Genomic DNA, 17,080 nt, shown 5'->3' on the forward strand with positions numbered 1-17,080 from the left:
AAATTATCTGCAAAAATAGGCTTATTTTGAAAATCTAACAAGGATTTGGAGAGAGAAATGTGCATGTTGATAACTTTTTGGGAAATATTTTTGTTAGCTGTGATAGAGGTTGTAATTTTAGGCTCTCAATAGAAAGGATATATATGCAAGATTTTGTTCATTTACATGTCCATACCCAATACTCTCTTCTGGATGGTCAGGCAAGTGTCAGCAGGCTGGTTGACAAGGCCATGAAGGATGGTATGAAAGGCATTGCCGTGACCGACCATGGAAATATGTTCGGTATCAAGGAGTTCACCAACTATGTCAACAAGAAGAACAGCGGGCCAAAGGGGGAGATAAAGGACCTCAAGAAAAGGATTGCCGGTATTGAAAGCGGTGAGATAGAGTGTGAAGACAAGGAAGCGGAGATTGCCGATTGTCGTGCCAAGATGGCAGAAGCGGAAAGCAAGCTGTTCAAGCCGATTGTAGGCTGTGAAATGTATGTGGCCCGCCGAACCATGGATAAGAAGGAGGGGAAGCCGGACCAGAGTGGCTATCACCTGATTGTGCTGGCAAAGAATGAGAAGGGGTATCACAATCTGATAAAACTTGTATCGCATGCCTGGACAAGGGGATACTATATGCGTCCGCGTACAGACCGCAGTGAACTGGAAAAGTACCATGAGGGGCTGATTGTCTGCTCGGCTTGTATCGGTGGCGAGGTTCCTAAGAAGATTATCAATGACCAGCTGGAAGAGGCAGAAGAAGCTGTACGCTGGTATAAGAATCTGTTTGGCGATGATTACTATCTGGAGCTTCAGCGCCATAAAGCCACTGTTCCCCGTGCCAACCACGAAGCCTATCCGCTTCAGCAGAAGGCGAATGCCAAGTTGCTGGAGCTTGCCCGGAAATATGACATTAAGGTTATCTGCTCTAATGACGTCCACTTTGTGGATGAAGAGAATGCGGAAGCGCACGACCGCCTGATTTGTCTGAGCACGGGTAAAGATCTGGATGACCCTACCCGAATGCTTTATACCAAGCAGGAATGGATGAAGACAAAGGCTGAGATGAACGCCTTGTTTGAGGATGTTCCCGAAGCCTTGTCCAATACCTTGGAGATTTTGGACAAGGTGGAATATTATTCCATCGACCACGCTCCTATTATGCCTACGTTTGCTATTCCGGAAGATTTCGGAACGGAAGAGGGCTATCGGCAGAAATATACCGAAAAGGACTTATTTGATGAGTTTACCCAGGATGAAAACGGCAAGGTGGTGCTGGATGAGGATGCCGCCAATGCCAAGATAAAGCGTCTGGGGGGCTACGACAAACTGTACCGTATCAAGCTGGAAGCCGACTATCTGGCAAAGTTGGCATTCGACGGTGCTAAAAAGCTGTACGGTGATCCCTTGTCCGACGAGGTGAAGGAGCGTCTGGTCTTTGAGCTGTACATCATGAAGACGATGGGTTTCCCGGGATACTTCTTGATTGTGCAGGACTTTATCAATGCCGCCCGCACACAGCTGGGCGTTTCGGTAGGACCGGGACGTGGTTCGGCTGCCGGCTCGGCGGTGGCCTATTGCCTGGGCATCACGAAAATAGACCCGATTCAATACGACCTTCTGTTCGAGCGTTTCTTGAATCCCGACCGTATCTCTTTGCCTGATATCGATGTGGACTTCGATGATGACGGGCGTGGAGAAGTGCTCCGCTGGGTGACGGAGAAGTACGGGCAAGAGAAGGTGGCGCACATCATTACATACGGCACGATGGCGACCAAGATGGCTATCAAGGACGTGGCGCGCGTACAGAAACTGCCTTTGAGCGAATCGGATCGTCTGTGCAAGCTCGTGCCGGATAAGATTCCCGACAAAAAACTCAACCTGCCGAATGCTATCGCGTACGTACCCGAATTGCAGGCTGCGGAGGCTTCGCCCGATCCGCTGGTGCGCGATACGATGAAATATGCCAAGATGCTGGAAGGTAATGTACGCGGTACGGGTGTGCATGCCTGCGGTACTATTATTTGCCGTGACGACATCACGGATTGGGTACCCGTCAGCACGGCGGATGATAAGGAGACGGGCGAGAAGATGCTCGTAACCCAATACGAAGGTTCCGTCATCGAAGATACGGGACTTATCAAGATGGACTTCCTCGGACTGAAAACCTTGTCCATCATTAAGGAAGCCGTTGCCAATGTACGTCTGCACCGCGGCTTGGAACTCGACATCGACAAGATATCCATTTCCGACCCTGCTACCTATAAACTCTATTGCGACGGCCGCACCATCGGTACGTTCCAGTTTGAATCGGCCGGTATGCAGAAATATCTGCGTGAGTTGCAACCGAGCACTTTCGAGGACTTGATTGCCATGAACGCCCTCTACCGTCCGGGACCTATGGATTATATCCCCGACTTCATCGACCGTAAGTGGGGACGCAAGCCCATCGAGTATGACATCCCCATCATGGAGAAGTATCTGAAGGATACCTACGGTATTACGGTCTACCAGGAGCAGGTCATGCTTCTGTCGCGTTTGCTGGCGGACTTCACCCGTGGTGAGTCCGATGCCTTGCGTAAGGCGATGGGTAAGAAACTGCGTGACAAGCTGGACCACATGAAGCCGAAATTCATTTCGGGCGGACAAAAGAACGGCCACGACCCGAAAGTGCTTGAGAAAATCTGGGCCGACTGGGAAAAGTTTGCATCCTATGCCTTCAACAAGTCACATGCCACTTGCTATTCGTGGGTGGCCTATCAGACGGCTTTCCTCAAGGCCAACTATCCGGCCGAATACATGGCGGCGGTCATGAGCCGAAGTTTGGCGAATATTACCGATATAACCAAACTGATGGACGAATGCAAGGCAATGGGCATCAATACATTGGGGCCGGATGTGAATGAAAGTAACCTGAAGTTCACCGTGAACAAGGAAGGCAATATCCGTTTTGGTCTTGGCGCGGTGAAAGGGGTAGGCGAGGGTGCTGTGCAGAGCATCATGGAGGAACGCGAGAAGAATGGTCCTTTCAAGGGTATATTTGATTTTGTGCAGCGTGTCAATCTGACAGCCTGCAACAAGAAGAATCTGGAATGTCTTGCTTTGGCGGGCGGGTTCGACAGCTTCCCGGAGCTGAAGCGAGAGCAGTATTTTGCCGTAAATTCCAAGAACGAGGTCTTCCTCGAAACCTTGGTGCGGTATGGTAACCGTTACCAGGCCGACCAGGCTGCGGCTGCAAACTCCTTGTTCGGCGGTGAGAATGTGGTGGATATCGCCACTCCGGAAATACCGGTAGCGGAACGTTGGAGCGACCTCGACCGTTTGAACCGGGAGCGCGATTTGGTAGGTATCTATCTGTCCGCACACCCGTTGGATGAGTATTCCGTAGTTCTGGAGCATGTTTGCAACACTCACATGGCAGAGCTGGAAGATAAGACGGCACTTGTGGGACGCGAAATAACAATGGGTGGCATCGTGACCGCCGTGCGTCGCGGTATCAGCAAAAATGGAAATCCTTACGGCATAGCCAAGATTGAAGACTATTCCGGTTCGGCAGAGCTTCCTTTCTTCGGAAATGATTGGGTGACCTATCAGGGGTATCTGGGTGAACGTACCTTCTTGTTCATCAAAGCCCGTTGCCAGCCCAAGCAATGGCGGCAGGATGAGTTGGAGCTGAAGATAACCTCCATGGAACTGTTGCCTGACGTCAAGGAGAAACTGATTGAGAAGATAACCATTCTCATTCCGCTGAGTGTGCTGAACAAGGCTTTGATAACTGAACTGGCGGAACTGACCAAGGAACGTCCGGGCAGTACGGAGCTTTATTTCAAAGTCAGAGATGAGGATAGCAAGATGACGGTCGATTTGATTTCCCGTCCCGTGAAGCTTTCCGTGGGGCGTGAACTGATTACTTATTTAAAAGAGCGTTCGGATCTTGAGTTCAGGATTAATTAGTTATCTTTGTTGGAAAACGAAGATAGGCTGCATCTCAGCATAAAAAATGAACTAGTTCATTTTGTTTTGCATTCGGTTTGCACTATCTTTGCTTCGAAAGCGAAGGTTGATAAAACGCAATTGACAGTAAATTAATAATTATAGTTGACATTTAATATTAAAAGAAATGGCTTTAGAAATTACAGACAGCAATTTTCAAGAAATCCTGGCAGAGGGAAAACCGGTAGTTATGGATTTCTGGGCACCTTGGTGCGGCCCTTGTAAGATGGTGGGACCAATCATCGATGAATTGGCTACTGAATATGAAGGAAAGGTAATCATTGGCAAATGTGACGTGGATGAGAACGGCGACGTGGCTGCCGAATATGGTATACGCAACATCCCTACAGTCTTGTTCTTCAAGAATGGAGAGCTGGTGGACAAGCAAGTAGGTTCTGCTCCGAAATCTGCTTACGTGGCCAAGATAGAAGCGATATTATAAGGTACTATTTGACGATTTACTATTTACGATTTACCCTTTCGGCATCATAGCGCAGCCAAATAGTAAATCGTAAATCGTCAAATAGTCAATAACATTAACCCTTTAAGCAATAGTAAGTATGGGAATGGAAGACGATTTTTTGCAGAATGATGTCGATGATGAAAAGACCATCGAGTACATCAAGAATTATTTGCCGCAGGAGTTGAAAGAGAAGTTCTCTGACGACGAGTTCTATTATTTTCTCGATTTGATTGACGAGTACTATTCCGAGAGCGGCATCCTTGATGCGCAGCCGGATGCGGATGGGTACATCGAGATTGATTTGGGGAAAATCGTGGACTATATTGTCAAGGAAGCCCATAAGGATGAGATGGGTGACTATGATCCGGAAGAAATCCTTTTCATCGTACAAGGTGAGATGGAATATACGGAATCTTTGGACGAAGAATAGTCTGTATCAAAAGTATAGGAAAATCGCGGATGAGCATGGCTTCATCCGCGATTTTTTGTTTTTATGTAGCCGGTGGCGTATTCAGAAAAAAGAAGATGGACGTGCCGATGAGGATGACACCCAATACGCCGTAGAACAGGCGGGCTTGTCGCCGCCCTACATTTTGTACGATAAACTGGGTGTTTCGGGCAGTAAAGAACCAGTTCCAGTCCAATATGGCTGCCAGCAAGGCGATGATGCCTGCGACGGCAAAAATCCCTTGAACGATGTATTGGCTCATGGAGAACTAAAAATTATAAATTAAAAATTAAAAAGAGGGGGGAGGGGTTATTCAAAGTCTTCCAGGGTGACTTTCCGCTCTCCGTTCTCTATTTCCTCAATGGTCACTTTGATGGTATTACCCGGCAGAAGCTCCTCTACCAGCTCCGGCCATTCTATGAAGCAGAGGGCGCCGCTGTAGAAGTAATCTTCGTACCCCATGTCATACACTTCTTCCAGCTTCTTGATGCGGTAGAAGTCAAAATGGTAAATCAGTTCGCCGGCAGTGTCGGAACGGTATTCGTTAACAATGGCGAAGGTAGGGGAGGTGATGACGTCGGAAACGCCCAATTCCTCGCAAACGGCTTTGATGAAAGTCGTCTTGCCCGCCCCCATTTTTCCATAGAGGGCGAAGACGGTATTGTCACCCATTTCAGCGATGAACTGGCGGGCGGCTTCGTGAATCTGGTCTAATGACTGAATTTTGATTTCCATTGTGTCTTTTGATTTAGCGTTGCAAATATAGCCAAAAACTTTTTCCCGTCTTGCAAATGGCATAGATAATGATGGAAAAGAATATAATGGATGCACCCGAGGGGACATTCAAGTAGAAAGAAATCATCAGCCCGCCCAGGCAACTGAGGTAACCGATGCCGATGGAAAGCCAGATGATGCGGTGGAACCGGTGCGAGAACAAGTTGGCGGTCATCTGCGGAACGGTGAGCAGTGAAATAACCAGCACGATGCCCACCATGCGCAGGCATGCCACGATGGTCAGCGCAATGAACATCATCAGTACATATTCGAATACCTGCACCGGAATACCTTGCGAGCGAGCAAACTCCCGGTCGAAAGCCACGTAGATGATGGGATGGAGATACAGCGCGAAAAACAGTATCAGCAGGACGGCGAGCCCTCCCAATAGAGCGATGTCGCTCCAGGTAATCGTGAGAATGTTGCCGAAGAGATAGGCGGACAAGTCGGGGGCGAATCCCGGCGAGAGGAAAGTGAACATGATGCCCAGTGCCATGCCCAATGTCCAGAATACGGCAATGGCAGAGTCTTCCCGCATATCCTTCCGTTTGCTGAGCCACTCTACACCGAAAGCGGACAAGACTGCAAACAAGGCTGCCGACAGAATGGGGGAAATGCCGGTATACAATCCCAGACCGATACCGCCAAAAGATGCATGCGTCAATCCGCCGCTGATGAACACTAGTCTCCGGGTAACGATGTACGTGCCTATCAGCCCGCAAGCAATGCTTGCCAGCAGACTGCCGATGAGGGCATGTTGGAAAAAAGTGTATTGCAGTAGCTCCATTTATTCAATTAAAAATTAAGAATTAAAAATTAAAAGTTGGATGTGGAGTGTTAGGAATGGGGGGTGAGACGGCGTTCGCCGATGATGAGGAACACTTCATCCTTGATGTTGTCCGGCAAGGCTATGCCACGCAGTTGCAGGCTGCGTACCCATCCGGCTACGTCCGTGTCTTGCATGGTGTAGAACACGTCGCGGAACTCGTCTTCCTGCTCGGGAGTATAGGCATCGGGAGCGGTGCCGATGTATTTGTCCAGTTCCTCGTCATCGTAATATTCAATTTGTTTGCTGACGGCTGCCAGTAAGCTGTCACGTTCGCAGATTTCATGCTGTCCGCAGCATTCGGAATTCACTTCCTGCACTTCGGGCATGGCGTCCAGTTCGCCGCGGTCTATCTTCTTCTGCAGTTTCCGGTTGCGTATAATTCCGGCTGTGGCTGCCACGAGGGCAAGGACAATCAGGCTAATAATCAATATCCACATGGGCTTCCTTTTCTTGAAAAACATGTTCCATTAATAGAACGGACAAAGATACACATTGTTTTGTACACGACAAAATAATGAGTCAGATTGCAGGTAGGCAGATTACTTCCACCCGACGCAGGCATTACTTGCCTGGAACGCAGTATAAAACTACTTTGGATGCATCCTAATCTTAGAATGTATCCTTTATTCCTAAGAATAAAGGTTATATTCTTAAGAATAAAGGCTGTATTTCTAAGAATAAAAGCTTTATTCTAAGATTGCATTGCATCTTGGCAGACTTTAAATCCCGCCTTTTGCAAGTCTTCCCAGTAAGCAGGGTAAGATTTGGTAACGACCTGTGGTTCATTTATCCGTATTTGGGGCAGTACAAGGCAGGCGGGGGCAAATGCCATGGCCATACGGTGGTCTTCGTAGGTGGCGATGACGGGGTCAGCGTCTGCCGGGCAGCGTTCGCCATCCCACAACAAGATGCTGTCTTGCTCGGAGCGCACGACGTAACCCAGTTTGCGCAGTTCCGTAATGAGGGCGGTGATACGGTCGGTCTCCTTTATTTTAAGGCTTTGCAGTCCGGTGAAGCGGAAAGGGATGTCCATCAGGCAGCAGGTGACGACAAAGGTCTGCGCCAGGTCCGGGATGTCCACCATGTCTTCGTCGAGACGGGTGGCGGGAGTACCCTTACGGATCAGTTTTACTCCCCGGTCTGTATATTCGGTATGGACGCCGAGGCGGGCAAAGACTTCCGCGCCGCGGCTGTCGCCTTGATAGCTGTGGGCGAAGAGACCGAGCAGTCCGATTTCTGCCGTGTGCGCTTCTTCCTTCGTGCTGTCTTCACTTTCTTTCGCGCTACTTCTGTCTCCCCCTTTCATTTTTATTTTTTCATTTTTAATTCCTTCTATTGCCATCATCTGATACCAGTAAGAGGCGGCGCTCCAATCGCTTTCCACGGTGAAAGGAGTATCTGTGTATCCGCCGGGGCTGACGGTGATACAATCTTTGGAGGCCCAGTCGGCTTGGGCACCGAAGTCGCGCATCAGTTGCAGGGTCAGGTTGATGTAAGGGCGGGAGATGATGTCGCCCGTTAGGTGCAGGCGTAATCCTTGGGGGAGTACGGCGCCAATCATCAGCAGGGCGGATATATATTGGGAACTTACATTTCCGGCAAGGGATATTTCTTCGCCTTTCAATGCTGTGCCGGTGATGCGTAGTGGGGGGAAACCTTCGTTCCCGACGTATTCAATCTGAGCACCGAGTTCGCGCAAGGCGTCTACCAGTATGCGGATGGGGCGTTGCTGCATGCGTTGTGTACCGGTGATGATGCGGGTGCCCGGAGTTACACTGAGGTAGGCGGTGAGGAAACGCATGGCGGTGCCGGCGGCAAGGATATCTATATGTCCGGGATTTCCGTCGAGGGCGCGGGTCATCACCATGGTGTCGTCACAATCGCTCAGATTGCGGGGCAGGATATTGCCATGGGCAAGGGAGTGGAGGATGAGGGCGCGGTTGCTGATGCTTTTGGATGCCGGGAGTTGTATGGCGGCATGCAGGGCGATAGGGGCAGAAATGGTATATCGCATGGTCGTATTTGTTAAGTTACGGTGGTAAGGAGTTTTTTTATTGTCACTGCAAAAGTAGGATAAATCTTTGGGAAATGGAAAAAAGGAAACTTGTTTCTGTGGTTTCAATCTTTCGTTTATCTTTGCGGAGGTAAGTCCTGCTATCGGGACGGATAGATATAATTAAGCATCATTCTTATGGAAATAGATTTAACCACCCCCGCCTTGCTGTTTTCGGCCATATCGCTGATTATGCTGGCCTATACCAACCGTTTCTTGTCCTATGCCCAACTGGTGCGCACCTTGAAGGAACAGTACATGGAGAACCCGTCTTCGGTGAAGGCGGCGCAGATTGCCAACCTGAGGAAGCGGCTCTACCTGACGCGTGCCATGCAGGTGGCGGGCATCGGCAGCCTGCTGCTGTGCGTGGTCAGCATGTTCTTTGTCTATATCCGTCTCCATCTGCTTTCGGCCTATATCTTCGGTTTGGCGCTGATATTGCTGATTATTTCGCTGGCCATATCGGTGTACGAAATATATATATCGGTGAAGTCTTTGGAGATACATCTCAACGATATGCACGAGTAGAGGCTCTACGGGATGATGTTCCGTACGGGGAGTTCCAGTTCTCCCCAGTCAATCATGGCATTGAACAGCCTGACAGTAGAGAATGAAGGCAAGTCTTCCGGTCTGATATCTTTTTCCTGCAAGATTCCTTCTTCCAGCAAGGCTGCCCGTTTGGTCCCTTTCAGCAGGGGATGTGCCGGCGTGTACCAGTGGGTACCGTCGGAAAGGGCGATGTTGGCGATGGAGGTGTCTGTCAGCAGGCCTTGTTTCACAATCAGAATGTCGTCGCATGCGCCGCGCAGGGCAAAGAGGCAGTTCAGCGGTTCGCGTCCGGCGCTTTTGTAGGTGTAGTCGATGGTATCGGCCTGCATCAGTGCCAGCGAATGCACGTGCCGCACGGCGTAGGGGGAGTAGCTGAGGTCTTCAATACCTTTTTCACCATACACTACGCGTGCCTTGACGATGCCCGCCCCGGTGATGCCTGCTCCACAGCCGGGAGACGACAGATAATCGGACAGTTGCAGCGGTGTGCTTTCCGGCCAGAAGTGGGCGCGGGTATCGTTCAGCCTTCGGTTGTGGCGGGAAAGGTTGCAGACCCTTCCGTGGTCGATGCGTATGGTCTCAATAAATAGGCACATATATTTTCTGTATTACTTCGTTGTATTCGCTTTCCCACCGGCTTTTGGCGGTGATGCCGCCTCCTGCCTTGAAGTGGAGCTGGCCGTTTTCCTGCTCGATGAAGCGTATCATGACAGCGCTGTCCAGCTGTCCGTCGGCATAATGCCCCATGATGCCGGTGTAGAAGCCCCGGCGGTAGTCTTCGGCCTGGGCGATGATTTCTACGGTTTTGGGCTTGGGGGCGCCGGTGATGGAGCCGGCAGGAAGCAGGCAGAAGATGATGTCGCCCAGGTGTGCGGTGTAGTCTTCGGGCAGGGTGCCGCATATCTCGGAGCTGGTCTGGAGGATGGGGCCCTTATTGGTTTGCAGGCGGTCTATATATCGGTAGGAGGTCACTTCGACGTGTTCCGAAACCATGCTGAGGTCGTTGCGTATCAGGTCGACGATGGTGGCGTGCTCGGCTGCCTCTTTGGTGTCCTGCATCAAGAGCTGTTCCGCATCGGGCAGGGTGGCGTCGATGGTGCCTTTCATGGGGAAGGACTTTATCTTGCCCTTCTCTATACGGACAAAGATTTCGGGGGAGAAGCAGACGAACCGGTCTTTCAGCCACAGCTTGTACAAGGCTTCGGAGTGGAGGAATATTTCTTCCAGTGTCAGATTGGTGGTGACGGGTACCCGGCAAGTGAGGTTCGTCAGGTAGCTGTTGCCTGCCAGCAGGTTTTGCTTCACGAGGTCGAACGAATGTCTGTATGCGGCGGGGGAAGGGGGAGTGATGTCCCACTGGATAGGGCCGGCGCATCGGGCGGCTGTGCTTCTGGCAAGGGCTGTTGCAGCTGTCTCCGTGTTGCCTGCCTTCGGGAATTGGAAAAGGCAGGTGGCGGGGTCTATCCGGTCGAGGGGCTCAATGTGCGACTGCTCTTGCGCGTAGTCTACGATGAAGAGGAAGGGCACATTGGCTCCGGCCAGTGCGTTCATGCGGGCGATGGCTTCTGTCCGGCTGTACGTCTTCATGCGTCAATAGACTGCGGAGGCTATCACCTGGATTACCAGAATGAGGAATACCATGGCAATGGGATATACCGTGGCATAGGCCACGCTCGGTATGTTGCTGTCTGTCATGGAGTCGGCGGCGGCAAGGCCGGGCGTACTGGTCATACCGCCGGTGATGGTGCCCAGCAGGTCGAGAATGTTTATCTTGAATACGAATAGCCCGACGATGACGGCCACCAGCATGGGTACCAGTGTGATGGCGGCACCTACGCCGAACAAGAGCCAGCCGCTCTCCTGGAAGGTAGCTACCAGATTCCGTCCTGCCGAGGTGCCTACTTCGGCCAGGAAGAGGAGCAATCCCAGCTGGCGCAGCAGTTGGTTGGCAGGGCCGGACATGGACCACAGAATGGGGCCGGTCTTTCCGATGGCGCTGAGCAGGAGGGCCACCATGAGGATGCCTCCCGTCAGTCCCGGCGAGAACGACAGACTGTCCGAGAAGGAGATGTTCAGCTTGCCGAAGAGCACGCCCAGCACGATGCCCAGGGCGATGGGAAAGAAGTCGGTGTCGGACAGCTGCTTGTTGTCATTGCCCAGCAGGCGTGCCACGCCTTTGATGCCGTCTTTCTCGCCCACCACCATCAGCTTGTCGCCGAACTTCAGCGCCAGGTCGGGCGAGGGGGAGAGGTCGATACCGCTTCGGCGGACGCGGGTGACGGTACAGCCGAAGTTCTTCATCAGGTTGAGGTCGCCCAGCTGTTTGTTTATCATATCCTTCTTGGTGAGCAGCAGGGATTCAATCTCCTGCATGTCTACGAGTGGCAGTTCGCCTTCTTCGCGCTGGCCCACGAGGACGGCAAGCTGGTTCAAGGCATCTTCGCTGCCCACGGCTTGTATGCAGTCTCCCTCGTGCAGGATGGTCTGGGCGGTGGGGATGGCTATCTGCTCATTGTGCTTATGGCGCGAGATGACGGCACCGGTCATGGCGCGCGCATTGATTTGCATCAGGCTGCGGCCGAAGACGGTGGGGTTGGTCACGCGGAACAGGCAGGTTGTCAGTTCCGGGAACTGGCTGCGGCGTTCCTTCTCCAACCGGCGCGCCTCCTTGTCGAGGTCGATGCGCATGATACGGGGCAGCAGCTTGACGAAGAGAATCACGCCGATAACGCCGAAAGGATAGGCAATACCGTAAGCGATGGATGCCAGTGGGGAATGGGTGCTGTCAATGGCTACGGCAAGTCCCGGTGTACTGGTCAGGGCGCCGGCTATGAGGCCCACCACGCTGGGGGTGTCTATGTCGAAGGCGTACTTCAATCCTACGGCTGTGAGGGCGGCGGAGCAGATGATGAGCAGGGTGATGATGATAAGCGTCTTGCCCTTGCTCCGGAAGGAGTCGAAAAATCCGGGACCGGCCTGGATGCCGATGGTGAAGATGAAGAGCACCAGTCCGAAGTTTCCTAACTCTTTGGGGATGATGACACCGAAGTGTCCGAACAGTAGGGCAATGAAGATGACGGCGGAGACGTCCAGCGAAAGCCCTTTAATCTTGATTCTTCCCAACATGAAGCCTAAAGCCACAATGAGAAAGAGCGCGAAATAGGAGGAGTTTAACAAGTCAGCAAACATAATCAGTTAAAGAGTTAGGAGTTTATGTCACAAAGATAGTGCAAAAAAGTGAGATAGAAAAAGTATTGCTTCCTTGTGGCATATAAAAAAAGATGATGTGCCATCAACCGTTTTGACACATCATCTTAATATATATATCGGCCTATATGACCGGTATTCCTGCGTGGGGCAGGGCGGTACTTATTTTTTGAGTTCCTTCAGCAGCTCCTCTACGGCAGCTTTCAGCTGTGTGTCTTCTCCCTTCACGATGGTCTCGGGCGAATTGGCTACTTTGATGTCCGGCTCCAGTTGCGAGTTCTCCAGATAGCTGCCGTCCGGCAGGCGATAACCGACGACGGGGATGCCGAACACGAGCGACGGGTCTTGCAGGCGCTCCCACGACACGCTGGTCATGGTTCCCGGCACGGGCATACCTACCAGCTTGCCGATGCCGCGGTGGCTGTATACCCACGGTGTGCCGTGCGCATTGGAGTAGTTGGCCTCGCACATCACCATGATGGATGGCTTGTTCCAACGGCGGCTGGGCATGTCGCACGCCTCGCGGCCGCGCACCACCTGGGTGAAGTATTTCTGTCCGCTGAAAAGTATCTCTATATCCTCGTGCAAGCGTCCGCCGCCATTGAAACGGGTGTCGATGACGATACCTTCGCGGTTGTTGTATTTTCCCAGGATGTCCGAGTAGACGGAACGGAAACTGTCGTCTCCCATAGACTCGATGTGCACGTAACCCAATCGGCCACCCGACCATCGGTCAACGTCTGCCGCACGCTGTTTCACCCAGCGGCTGTAGAGTAAATCGCTGAACGCACCGTTCGTAATGGGGATAATGACCTCTTCCCAGTGCTCCTTGGTCTGCGGGTCGAAGAGAGAAACAAGTGTTTTCTTCCGTGCCTTGTTGTTGAGCAGCGTGTAATAGTCCGCATCGGGGGTGATTTCCACGCCGTCTATCTTTTCGATGACTGTGCCGGCTTTCACCCGGGTGTTGGCTGTGTCGAAGGGGCCTTTCTCCACTACTTCGGCAATGAGCATGCCCTTGCCCGTGTAGTTCCAGTCGAAGAACAGTCCCAGGCTGGCAGTAGGTTCGGATTGCCCTTTGGGATAGAAACGGCCGCCGGTGTGAGATACGTTCAGCTCGCCCAGCCATTCGCTCAGCAGTTCGGCAAAGTCATAATTGTTGTCGATATGGGGCAGGAAGCGGCGATAGGCGGCGGTCATCTTGTCCCAGTCCACTCCGTGCATATTGGTATTGTAGAATCGCTTCTGCTGTTGGCGGTACACGTGGTCGAACATGTATTCGCGCTCCGCAGCCAGGTCCATCTTGGCATCTACCTGGAAGGTGATGGGGGTCAGCGCGTCGGATGAAGTGTCCATTTTCTGCATCTTGTGGCTACCCAGCAGGAAGAGGCTCTTGCCGTCCTTGTCCAGCTGCATGTCTGCCCATCCGGCATCCATCTTGTGCAGCAGGCGGGTCTCTTTCTTGCGCAGATTCATCTTCCAGAGGTCGTAGCCGCCTTCGAAGGCTGCCAGGTAGTAGAGTGTCTCGCCATCCTTGGAGATGATGGTGCTGCCCATGTCGGAAGAATTCGGGGTGAGGCGCACCACACGGTCTTCGATGCCTCGCAGCTCGACGACGATGTCTTTCGGCTGGTCATCTTTTTCGTCAGTATTGCTGTCTTTCTTGTCGTCTTTCTTCTTTTTATCCTTGTTTTTGTCTTGGGGGGTGTCTTTTCCGGCAGACTTTTTCTGTTCCTTCTCCAGCTCCTTGCGCAGTTCGTAGTCTTCCTTGCTCAGGCAGTATTTGTCGTAGGCGTCTTGGTTGAGGAAGACGAGCATGGCGTCGTTCAGCGAGCCCCATGAGGCGTGGGCACGCATGCCGTAGCGTTCGGTGGTGAAGAGGATGGCGTTGCCGTCCAGCGCAAAGCGGGGATAGCCGCTCATGTAGCCGCTATTGGTGAGGTTGATGATGTCTTTGCCTCCCTCTGCGCTGACCAGGCCGATGTCGGAGTAGGGGTCGTGCTTGTTGCCGGTGAACTCAAGTGTAAACCACTTGCCGTCCGGTGACCATGCGTAGTCAAATCCTCCGCCGGTGCTGTACCAGGTGGAGCCGTCCGTAATCTGGCGCACCTTCTTCGTCTCCAGATTGAGCACCATCAGCCGGATGCGGTCTTCGATAAAGGCGAGTTCCTTGCCGTCGGGCGAGAATTGCGGATAGGCACGTTCCACGGTGGTGGAGGGCAGCAGCACTTCTTCTTCAATCAGCGTGGCGTTCGGGAAGTTAGGGTCTTCCTTGCGGGCTATCTTGGCAAGGTAGAGCTGCCAGTTGCCACCTCGCTCGCTGGCGTAGGCCAGGGTGCGGTTGTCCGGCGCAAAAGAGAGGCCCGCTTCGCGTGCCGGTGTGTGCGTCACCTGCTTGGTAGTGGCATAGTCTGCCGAAGTGACAAAAACTTCGCCGCGCAGCGTGAAGGCAATCTGCTTTCCGTCCGGGGACACAACGGCAGAAGTGGCTCCGTCGGAAGACTGCAGGTTGGCGAATTGCGGCTGGTCATCGCGCACAATCTCTATAGCGACTTTCTTCGGGGTGGCATCCGGCTGCTGGGTATAGATTTCGCCGTCGTAACCGTAGCACAACGTCCCGCCGTCACTCATGGAGAGGAAGCGCACGGGATGTGTCTTGAAGCTGGTGATGGGCTTCACCTCTCGGGGCTGTGCCAGCGGGAAGGCATACACGTTGAATGAGCCGCCGTTTCTCTCACTCAGAAAGTAAACCGTTCTTCCATCGGGTGACAACACCGGGTTGCGGTCTTCGCCCGCGCGGTCGGTGAGGTTGGTATGGATACCCGTCTTTGCATCATACAGCCAGATGTCGCGGGTGATGGAGGAGGTGTGGTGCTTTCTCCATTCATCTTCAAATCCCTTGCGGTCTTGGTAGAGGAACTGCTGGCCCGCCTTGTCGAAGCAGACCGCTTCGGCAGGGGTGCCCAGCACTTGCTCCGTACGCCCTCCCGTTGCAGGTACTTTGTAAAGCTCGGTCATGGCCGAAGTGGGGAAAAGAGCGCTGCTTGCCGGGTCCTGGATGGAGGCGGAAAACAAGATATACTTTCCGTCCGGAGTGAATGTGGAGGGTATCTCACCGGTGGAGTGGGTAGTGAGCCGTTGGGCGGTTCCGCCGTCTGCCGGCATCACGAATACGTCGAAGTTGCCGTATCTGTCGCTGGCAAAGGCAATCTGTTTGCCGTCCGGTGACCATATGGGGGTACATTCGTAGCTCTCTTGGGTAGTAAGCTGTGTGGCGGTTCCACCTTTGGCGGGCACCTTGTAGATGTCTCCTTTGTAGCAGAATGCGATTTCCGTACCGTCGGGAGAGATTTGCACATCGCGCATCCAGAGCGGCGTGGCGGCATGTCCGGCAATGGCAGTAAGGCCTAGTGCAAGGATTGCAAGGGTTTTCTTCATAAGTGTGTGGGTTGATGTTAATTATAGAATGTTTATAAACGTCATGATGCTGTCCACAAGGCAAGGAGCGAGGTACGTCATTTCATACCTCGTGCCTTGTATATCTGCTCCTTGGCATTGTTGATGCTTTGGAACTTCTCTTCTGCGGCTTTCTTGATGTCTTCGCCCAGTGTTGCCACCCGGTCGGGATGGTGTTTCAAGGCTAGGCGGCGGTAAGCGGCACGCACTTCGTCATTGGTGGCAGTGGGTTCAAGTTCAAGTACTTTGTAGGCCTCGTTCAGTGAGCTACCGCCCAGGTTGAGCATGGATTCCACTTCCTTGACGGATAGTCCCATGTACATGGCCACTTCTTTCAAGGCTTCTATCTCTTCGTTGCAGACGTGTCCGTCGCTTTTGGCAATTTCTACCAAGAATACCAGCAGTTGCAAGCGTTCCTCGTATGTCAGGTTGGCGGCAATCTGCGTTCCGCAGTCACGGATGGTGTTTTTAAATGCCAGTGGGTTTTGTCTGTCCATCTGCTTGCGCTGTTCGAAGAGGTTGAGTAATATCCGTTCTCCCTCGCCCACGGCAGCCTCACCGAATGTGCTTCTCAGAAAGCGGCGGACGAATTCCATTTCACTATGCATGATGCGCCCGTCTGCACGGATAATGTACGAAGCCATCACGAGCATGGAGAAGAGGAAACTGTTCCGTTGCCCGGTATAGGTAGTGCCGTGCGTTGGTTCTTCTCCATAATAACTGCCTGCGTCACTTGAATCGGTGTCGAACAGTGAACCGAATACAAAACCTGCCAAGGCTCCCAGCGGTCCTCCGGCCATGAAGCCGATGATGCCGCCTATCCATTTAGCTGCTCCCATAATTTTTCTTGTTTAAAGTGCAAAAATAGAGATTTCTTACGAGAATTCCAGTAATTTGATGAGCTATTCCCGCTGAAGCGAATAGGCACCGTCTTCTTTTTGTACATATTCAGCATATTTATGGCAGCAAGTCTGTCATTAAGAAATACTATAAAAATTAAGGAGTTAAGTCTTAGACTTAACTCCTTAATGCTCAACAGTCGGGATGACAAGATTCGAACTTGCGACCACACGCCCCCCAGACTTCGCGAGAGATAAACTGATAACGGCTGATTATCAATTGTATATACTCTATTGCATCTCTTTCGGTTTACACTATGGTTTACCTATAGTATAATGCTGCTTGTTAATACTAAATCTTTATTTGGAATTATTGCTAATTAGTTAATTCCTATATGTCTAATTCTCATTTGCAAAAATAATACTTTTATTATGTAGCTAACACTTGAAAAGGGACCCGGAACAACATTTAAAAAGTGCCCCAC

Annotated in this window: 14 protein-coding genes; 4 read left to right on the plus strand and 10 right to left on the minus strand. The window is 52.0% G+C overall.

The window, feature by feature from the left end:
• The first annotated feature begins 143 nt into the window (after positions 1–143).
• The 3 genes from dnaE (at position 144) to DW947_RS17085 (ending at position 4,873) form a co-directional block, all read left to right on the plus strand.
• A complete protein-coding gene (dnaE, locus tag DW947_RS17070) occupies positions 144–3,941 on the plus strand; it encodes a DNA polymerase III subunit alpha (RefSeq protein ID WP_009037192.1) in 3,798 nt (1,265 codons plus the stop codon).
• A gap of 166 nt (positions 3,942–4,107) precedes the next feature.
• Positions 4,108–4,422 carry a thioredoxin gene (gene trxA, locus DW947_RS17080; protein WP_005824191.1) on the plus strand — a complete coding sequence of 105 codons (315 nt, stop codon included), beginning with the start codon at positions 4,108–4,110 and terminating at the stop codon, positions 4,420–4,422.
• A gap of 118 nt (positions 4,423–4,540) precedes the next feature.
• Positions 4,541–4,873: a hypothetical protein gene (locus DW947_RS17085; RefSeq protein WP_005824189.1), complete on the plus strand. Its 333-nt coding sequence runs from the start codon at positions 4,541–4,543 to the stop codon at positions 4,871–4,873.
• 61 nt (positions 4,874–4,934) lie between these two features.
• Here DW947_RS17085 and DW947_RS17090 read toward each other — a convergent pair whose 3' ends face one another.
• The 5 genes from DW947_RS17090 to DW947_RS17110 form a co-directional block, all read right to left on the minus strand.
• Positions 4,935–5,153 (minus strand): immunity 17 family protein, encoded by a 219-nt coding sequence (locus tag DW947_RS17090; RefSeq protein WP_008665728.1) that lies wholly within the window; start codon positions 5,151–5,153, stop codon positions 4,935–4,937.
• A gap of 47 nt (positions 5,154–5,200) precedes the next feature.
• Positions 5,201–5,626, minus strand: coding sequence for a tRNA (adenosine(37)-N6)-threonylcarbamoyltransferase complex ATPase subunit type 1 TsaE (tsaE, locus tag DW947_RS17095; protein ID WP_005824185.1), 426 nt, complete (start codon positions 5,624–5,626; stop codon positions 5,201–5,203).
• Positions 5,627–5,639: 13 nt separating this feature from the next.
• Positions 5,640–6,452 carry a metal ABC transporter permease gene (locus DW947_RS17100; RefSeq protein WP_005824182.1) on the minus strand — a complete coding sequence of 271 codons (813 nt, stop codon included), beginning with the start codon at positions 6,450–6,452 and terminating at the stop codon, positions 5,640–5,642.
• Positions 6,453–6,502: 50 nt separating this feature from the next.
• Positions 6,503–6,931, minus strand: coding sequence for a hypothetical protein (locus DW947_RS17105; RefSeq protein WP_008665724.1), 429 nt, complete (start codon positions 6,929–6,931; stop codon positions 6,503–6,505).
• A 254-nt stretch (positions 6,932–7,185) separates the two neighbouring features.
• Complete coding sequence (locus DW947_RS17110) at positions 7,186–8,508, minus strand: 3-phosphoshikimate 1-carboxyvinyltransferase (RefSeq protein ID WP_117963602.1); 1,323 nt, start codon at positions 8,506–8,508, stop codon at positions 7,186–7,188.
• Between the two features lie 177 nt (positions 8,509–8,685).
• Between DW947_RS17110 and DW947_RS17115 the strand changes: the two genes are divergently transcribed.
• Positions 8,686–9,075, plus strand: a complete 390-nt coding sequence (locus DW947_RS17115) for a DUF2721 domain-containing protein (protein WP_005824170.1) — start codon at positions 8,686–8,688, stop codon at positions 9,073–9,075.
• A gap of 5 nt (positions 9,076–9,080) precedes the next feature.
• Here the strand turns inward: DW947_RS17115 and DW947_RS17120 are convergent, their stop codons facing one another.
• From DW947_RS17120 to DW947_RS17140, 5 genes are all read right to left on the minus strand, one after another.
• Positions 9,081–9,692, minus strand: coding sequence for an aminotransferase class IV family protein (locus tag DW947_RS17120; RefSeq protein ID WP_005824168.1), 612 nt, complete (start codon positions 9,690–9,692; stop codon positions 9,081–9,083).
• Positions 9,676–10,683, minus strand: a complete 1,008-nt coding sequence (locus DW947_RS17125; protein ID WP_117963603.1) for an aminodeoxychorismate synthase component I — start codon at positions 10,681–10,683, stop codon at positions 9,676–9,678. The genes DW947_RS17120 and DW947_RS17125 overlap by 17 nt, the downstream gene beginning before the upstream one ends.
• 3 nt (positions 10,684–10,686) lie before the next feature.
• The gene (locus DW947_RS17130; RefSeq protein ID WP_117963604.1) at positions 10,687–12,285 is read right to left on the minus strand and encodes an aspartate:alanine exchanger family transporter; all 1,599 of its coding nucleotides are present in this window, start codon (positions 12,283–12,285) and stop codon (positions 10,687–10,689) included.
• Positions 12,286–12,465: 180 nt separating this feature from the next.
• Positions 12,466–15,738 carry a S41 family peptidase gene (locus tag DW947_RS17135; protein WP_117963605.1) on the minus strand — a complete coding sequence of 1,091 codons (3,273 nt, stop codon included), beginning with the start codon at positions 15,736–15,738 and terminating at the stop codon, positions 12,466–12,468.
• 77 nt (positions 15,739–15,815) lie between these two features.
• Positions 15,816–16,595, minus strand: a complete 780-nt coding sequence (locus DW947_RS17140) for a DnaJ domain-containing protein (protein WP_009037189.1) — start codon at positions 16,593–16,595, stop codon at positions 15,816–15,818.
• Positions 16,596–17,080: the final 485 nt, after the last annotated feature.

The sequence above is a fragment of the Bacteroides sp. AM44-19 genome (assembly GCF_003603395.1).
In the GTDB taxonomy this organism is placed as follows: Bacteria; Bacteroidota; Bacteroidia; order Bacteroidales; family Bacteroidaceae; genus Bacteroides; species Bacteroides uniformis.

What these genes read in the sequence shown, in the direction of transcription:
- DW947_RS17105 (WP_008665724.1), bottom strand. Translation starts at nt 6,931, where the DNA reads ATGTGGATATTGATTATTAGCCTGATTGTCCTTGCCCTCGTGGCAGCC.
- DW947_RS17100 (WP_005824182.1), bottom strand. Translation starts at nt 6,452, where the DNA reads ATGGAGCTACTGCAATACACTTTTTTCCAACATGCCCTCATCGGCAGT.
- DW947_RS17090 (WP_008665728.1), bottom strand. Translation starts at nt 5,153, where the DNA reads ATGAGCCAATACATCGTTCAAGGGATTTTTGCCGTCGCAGGCATCATC.
- trxA (WP_005824191.1), top strand. Translation starts at nt 4,108, where the DNA reads ATGGCTTTAGAAATTACAGACAGCAATTTTCAAGAAATCCTGGCAGAG.
- tsaE (WP_005824185.1), bottom strand. Translation starts at nt 5,626, where the DNA reads ATGGAAATCAAAATTCAGTCATTAGACCAGATTCACGAAGCCGCCCGC.
- DW947_RS17125 (WP_117963603.1), bottom strand. Translation starts at nt 10,683, where the DNA reads ATGAAGACGTACAGCCGGACAGAAGCCATCGCCCGCATGAACGCACTG.
- DW947_RS17130 (WP_117963604.1), bottom strand. Translation starts at nt 12,285, where the DNA reads ATGTTTGCTGACTTGTTAAACTCCTCCTATTTCGCGCTCTTTCTCATT.
- dnaE (WP_009037192.1), top strand. Translation starts at nt 144, where the DNA reads ATGCAAGATTTTGTTCATTTACATGTCCATACCCAATACTCTCTTCTG.
- DW947_RS17085 (WP_005824189.1), top strand. Translation starts at nt 4,541, where the DNA reads ATGGGAATGGAAGACGATTTTTTGCAGAATGATGTCGATGATGAAAAG.
- DW947_RS17115 (WP_005824170.1), top strand. Translation starts at nt 8,686, where the DNA reads ATGGAAATAGATTTAACCACCCCCGCCTTGCTGTTTTCGGCCATATCG.
- DW947_RS17135 (WP_117963605.1), bottom strand. Translation starts at nt 15,738, where the DNA reads ATGAAGAAAACCCTTGCAATCCTTGCACTAGGCCTTACTGCCATTGCC.
- DW947_RS17140 (WP_009037189.1), bottom strand. Translation starts at nt 16,595, where the DNA reads ATGGGAGCAGCTAAATGGATAGGCGGCATCATCGGCTTCATGGCCGGA.
- DW947_RS17120 (WP_005824168.1), bottom strand. Translation starts at nt 9,692, where the DNA reads ATGTGCCTATTTATTGAGACCATACGCATCGACCACGGAAGGGTCTGC.
- DW947_RS17110 (WP_117963602.1), bottom strand. Translation starts at nt 8,508, where the DNA reads ATGCGATATACCATTTCTGCCCCTATCGCCCTGCATGCCGCCATACAA.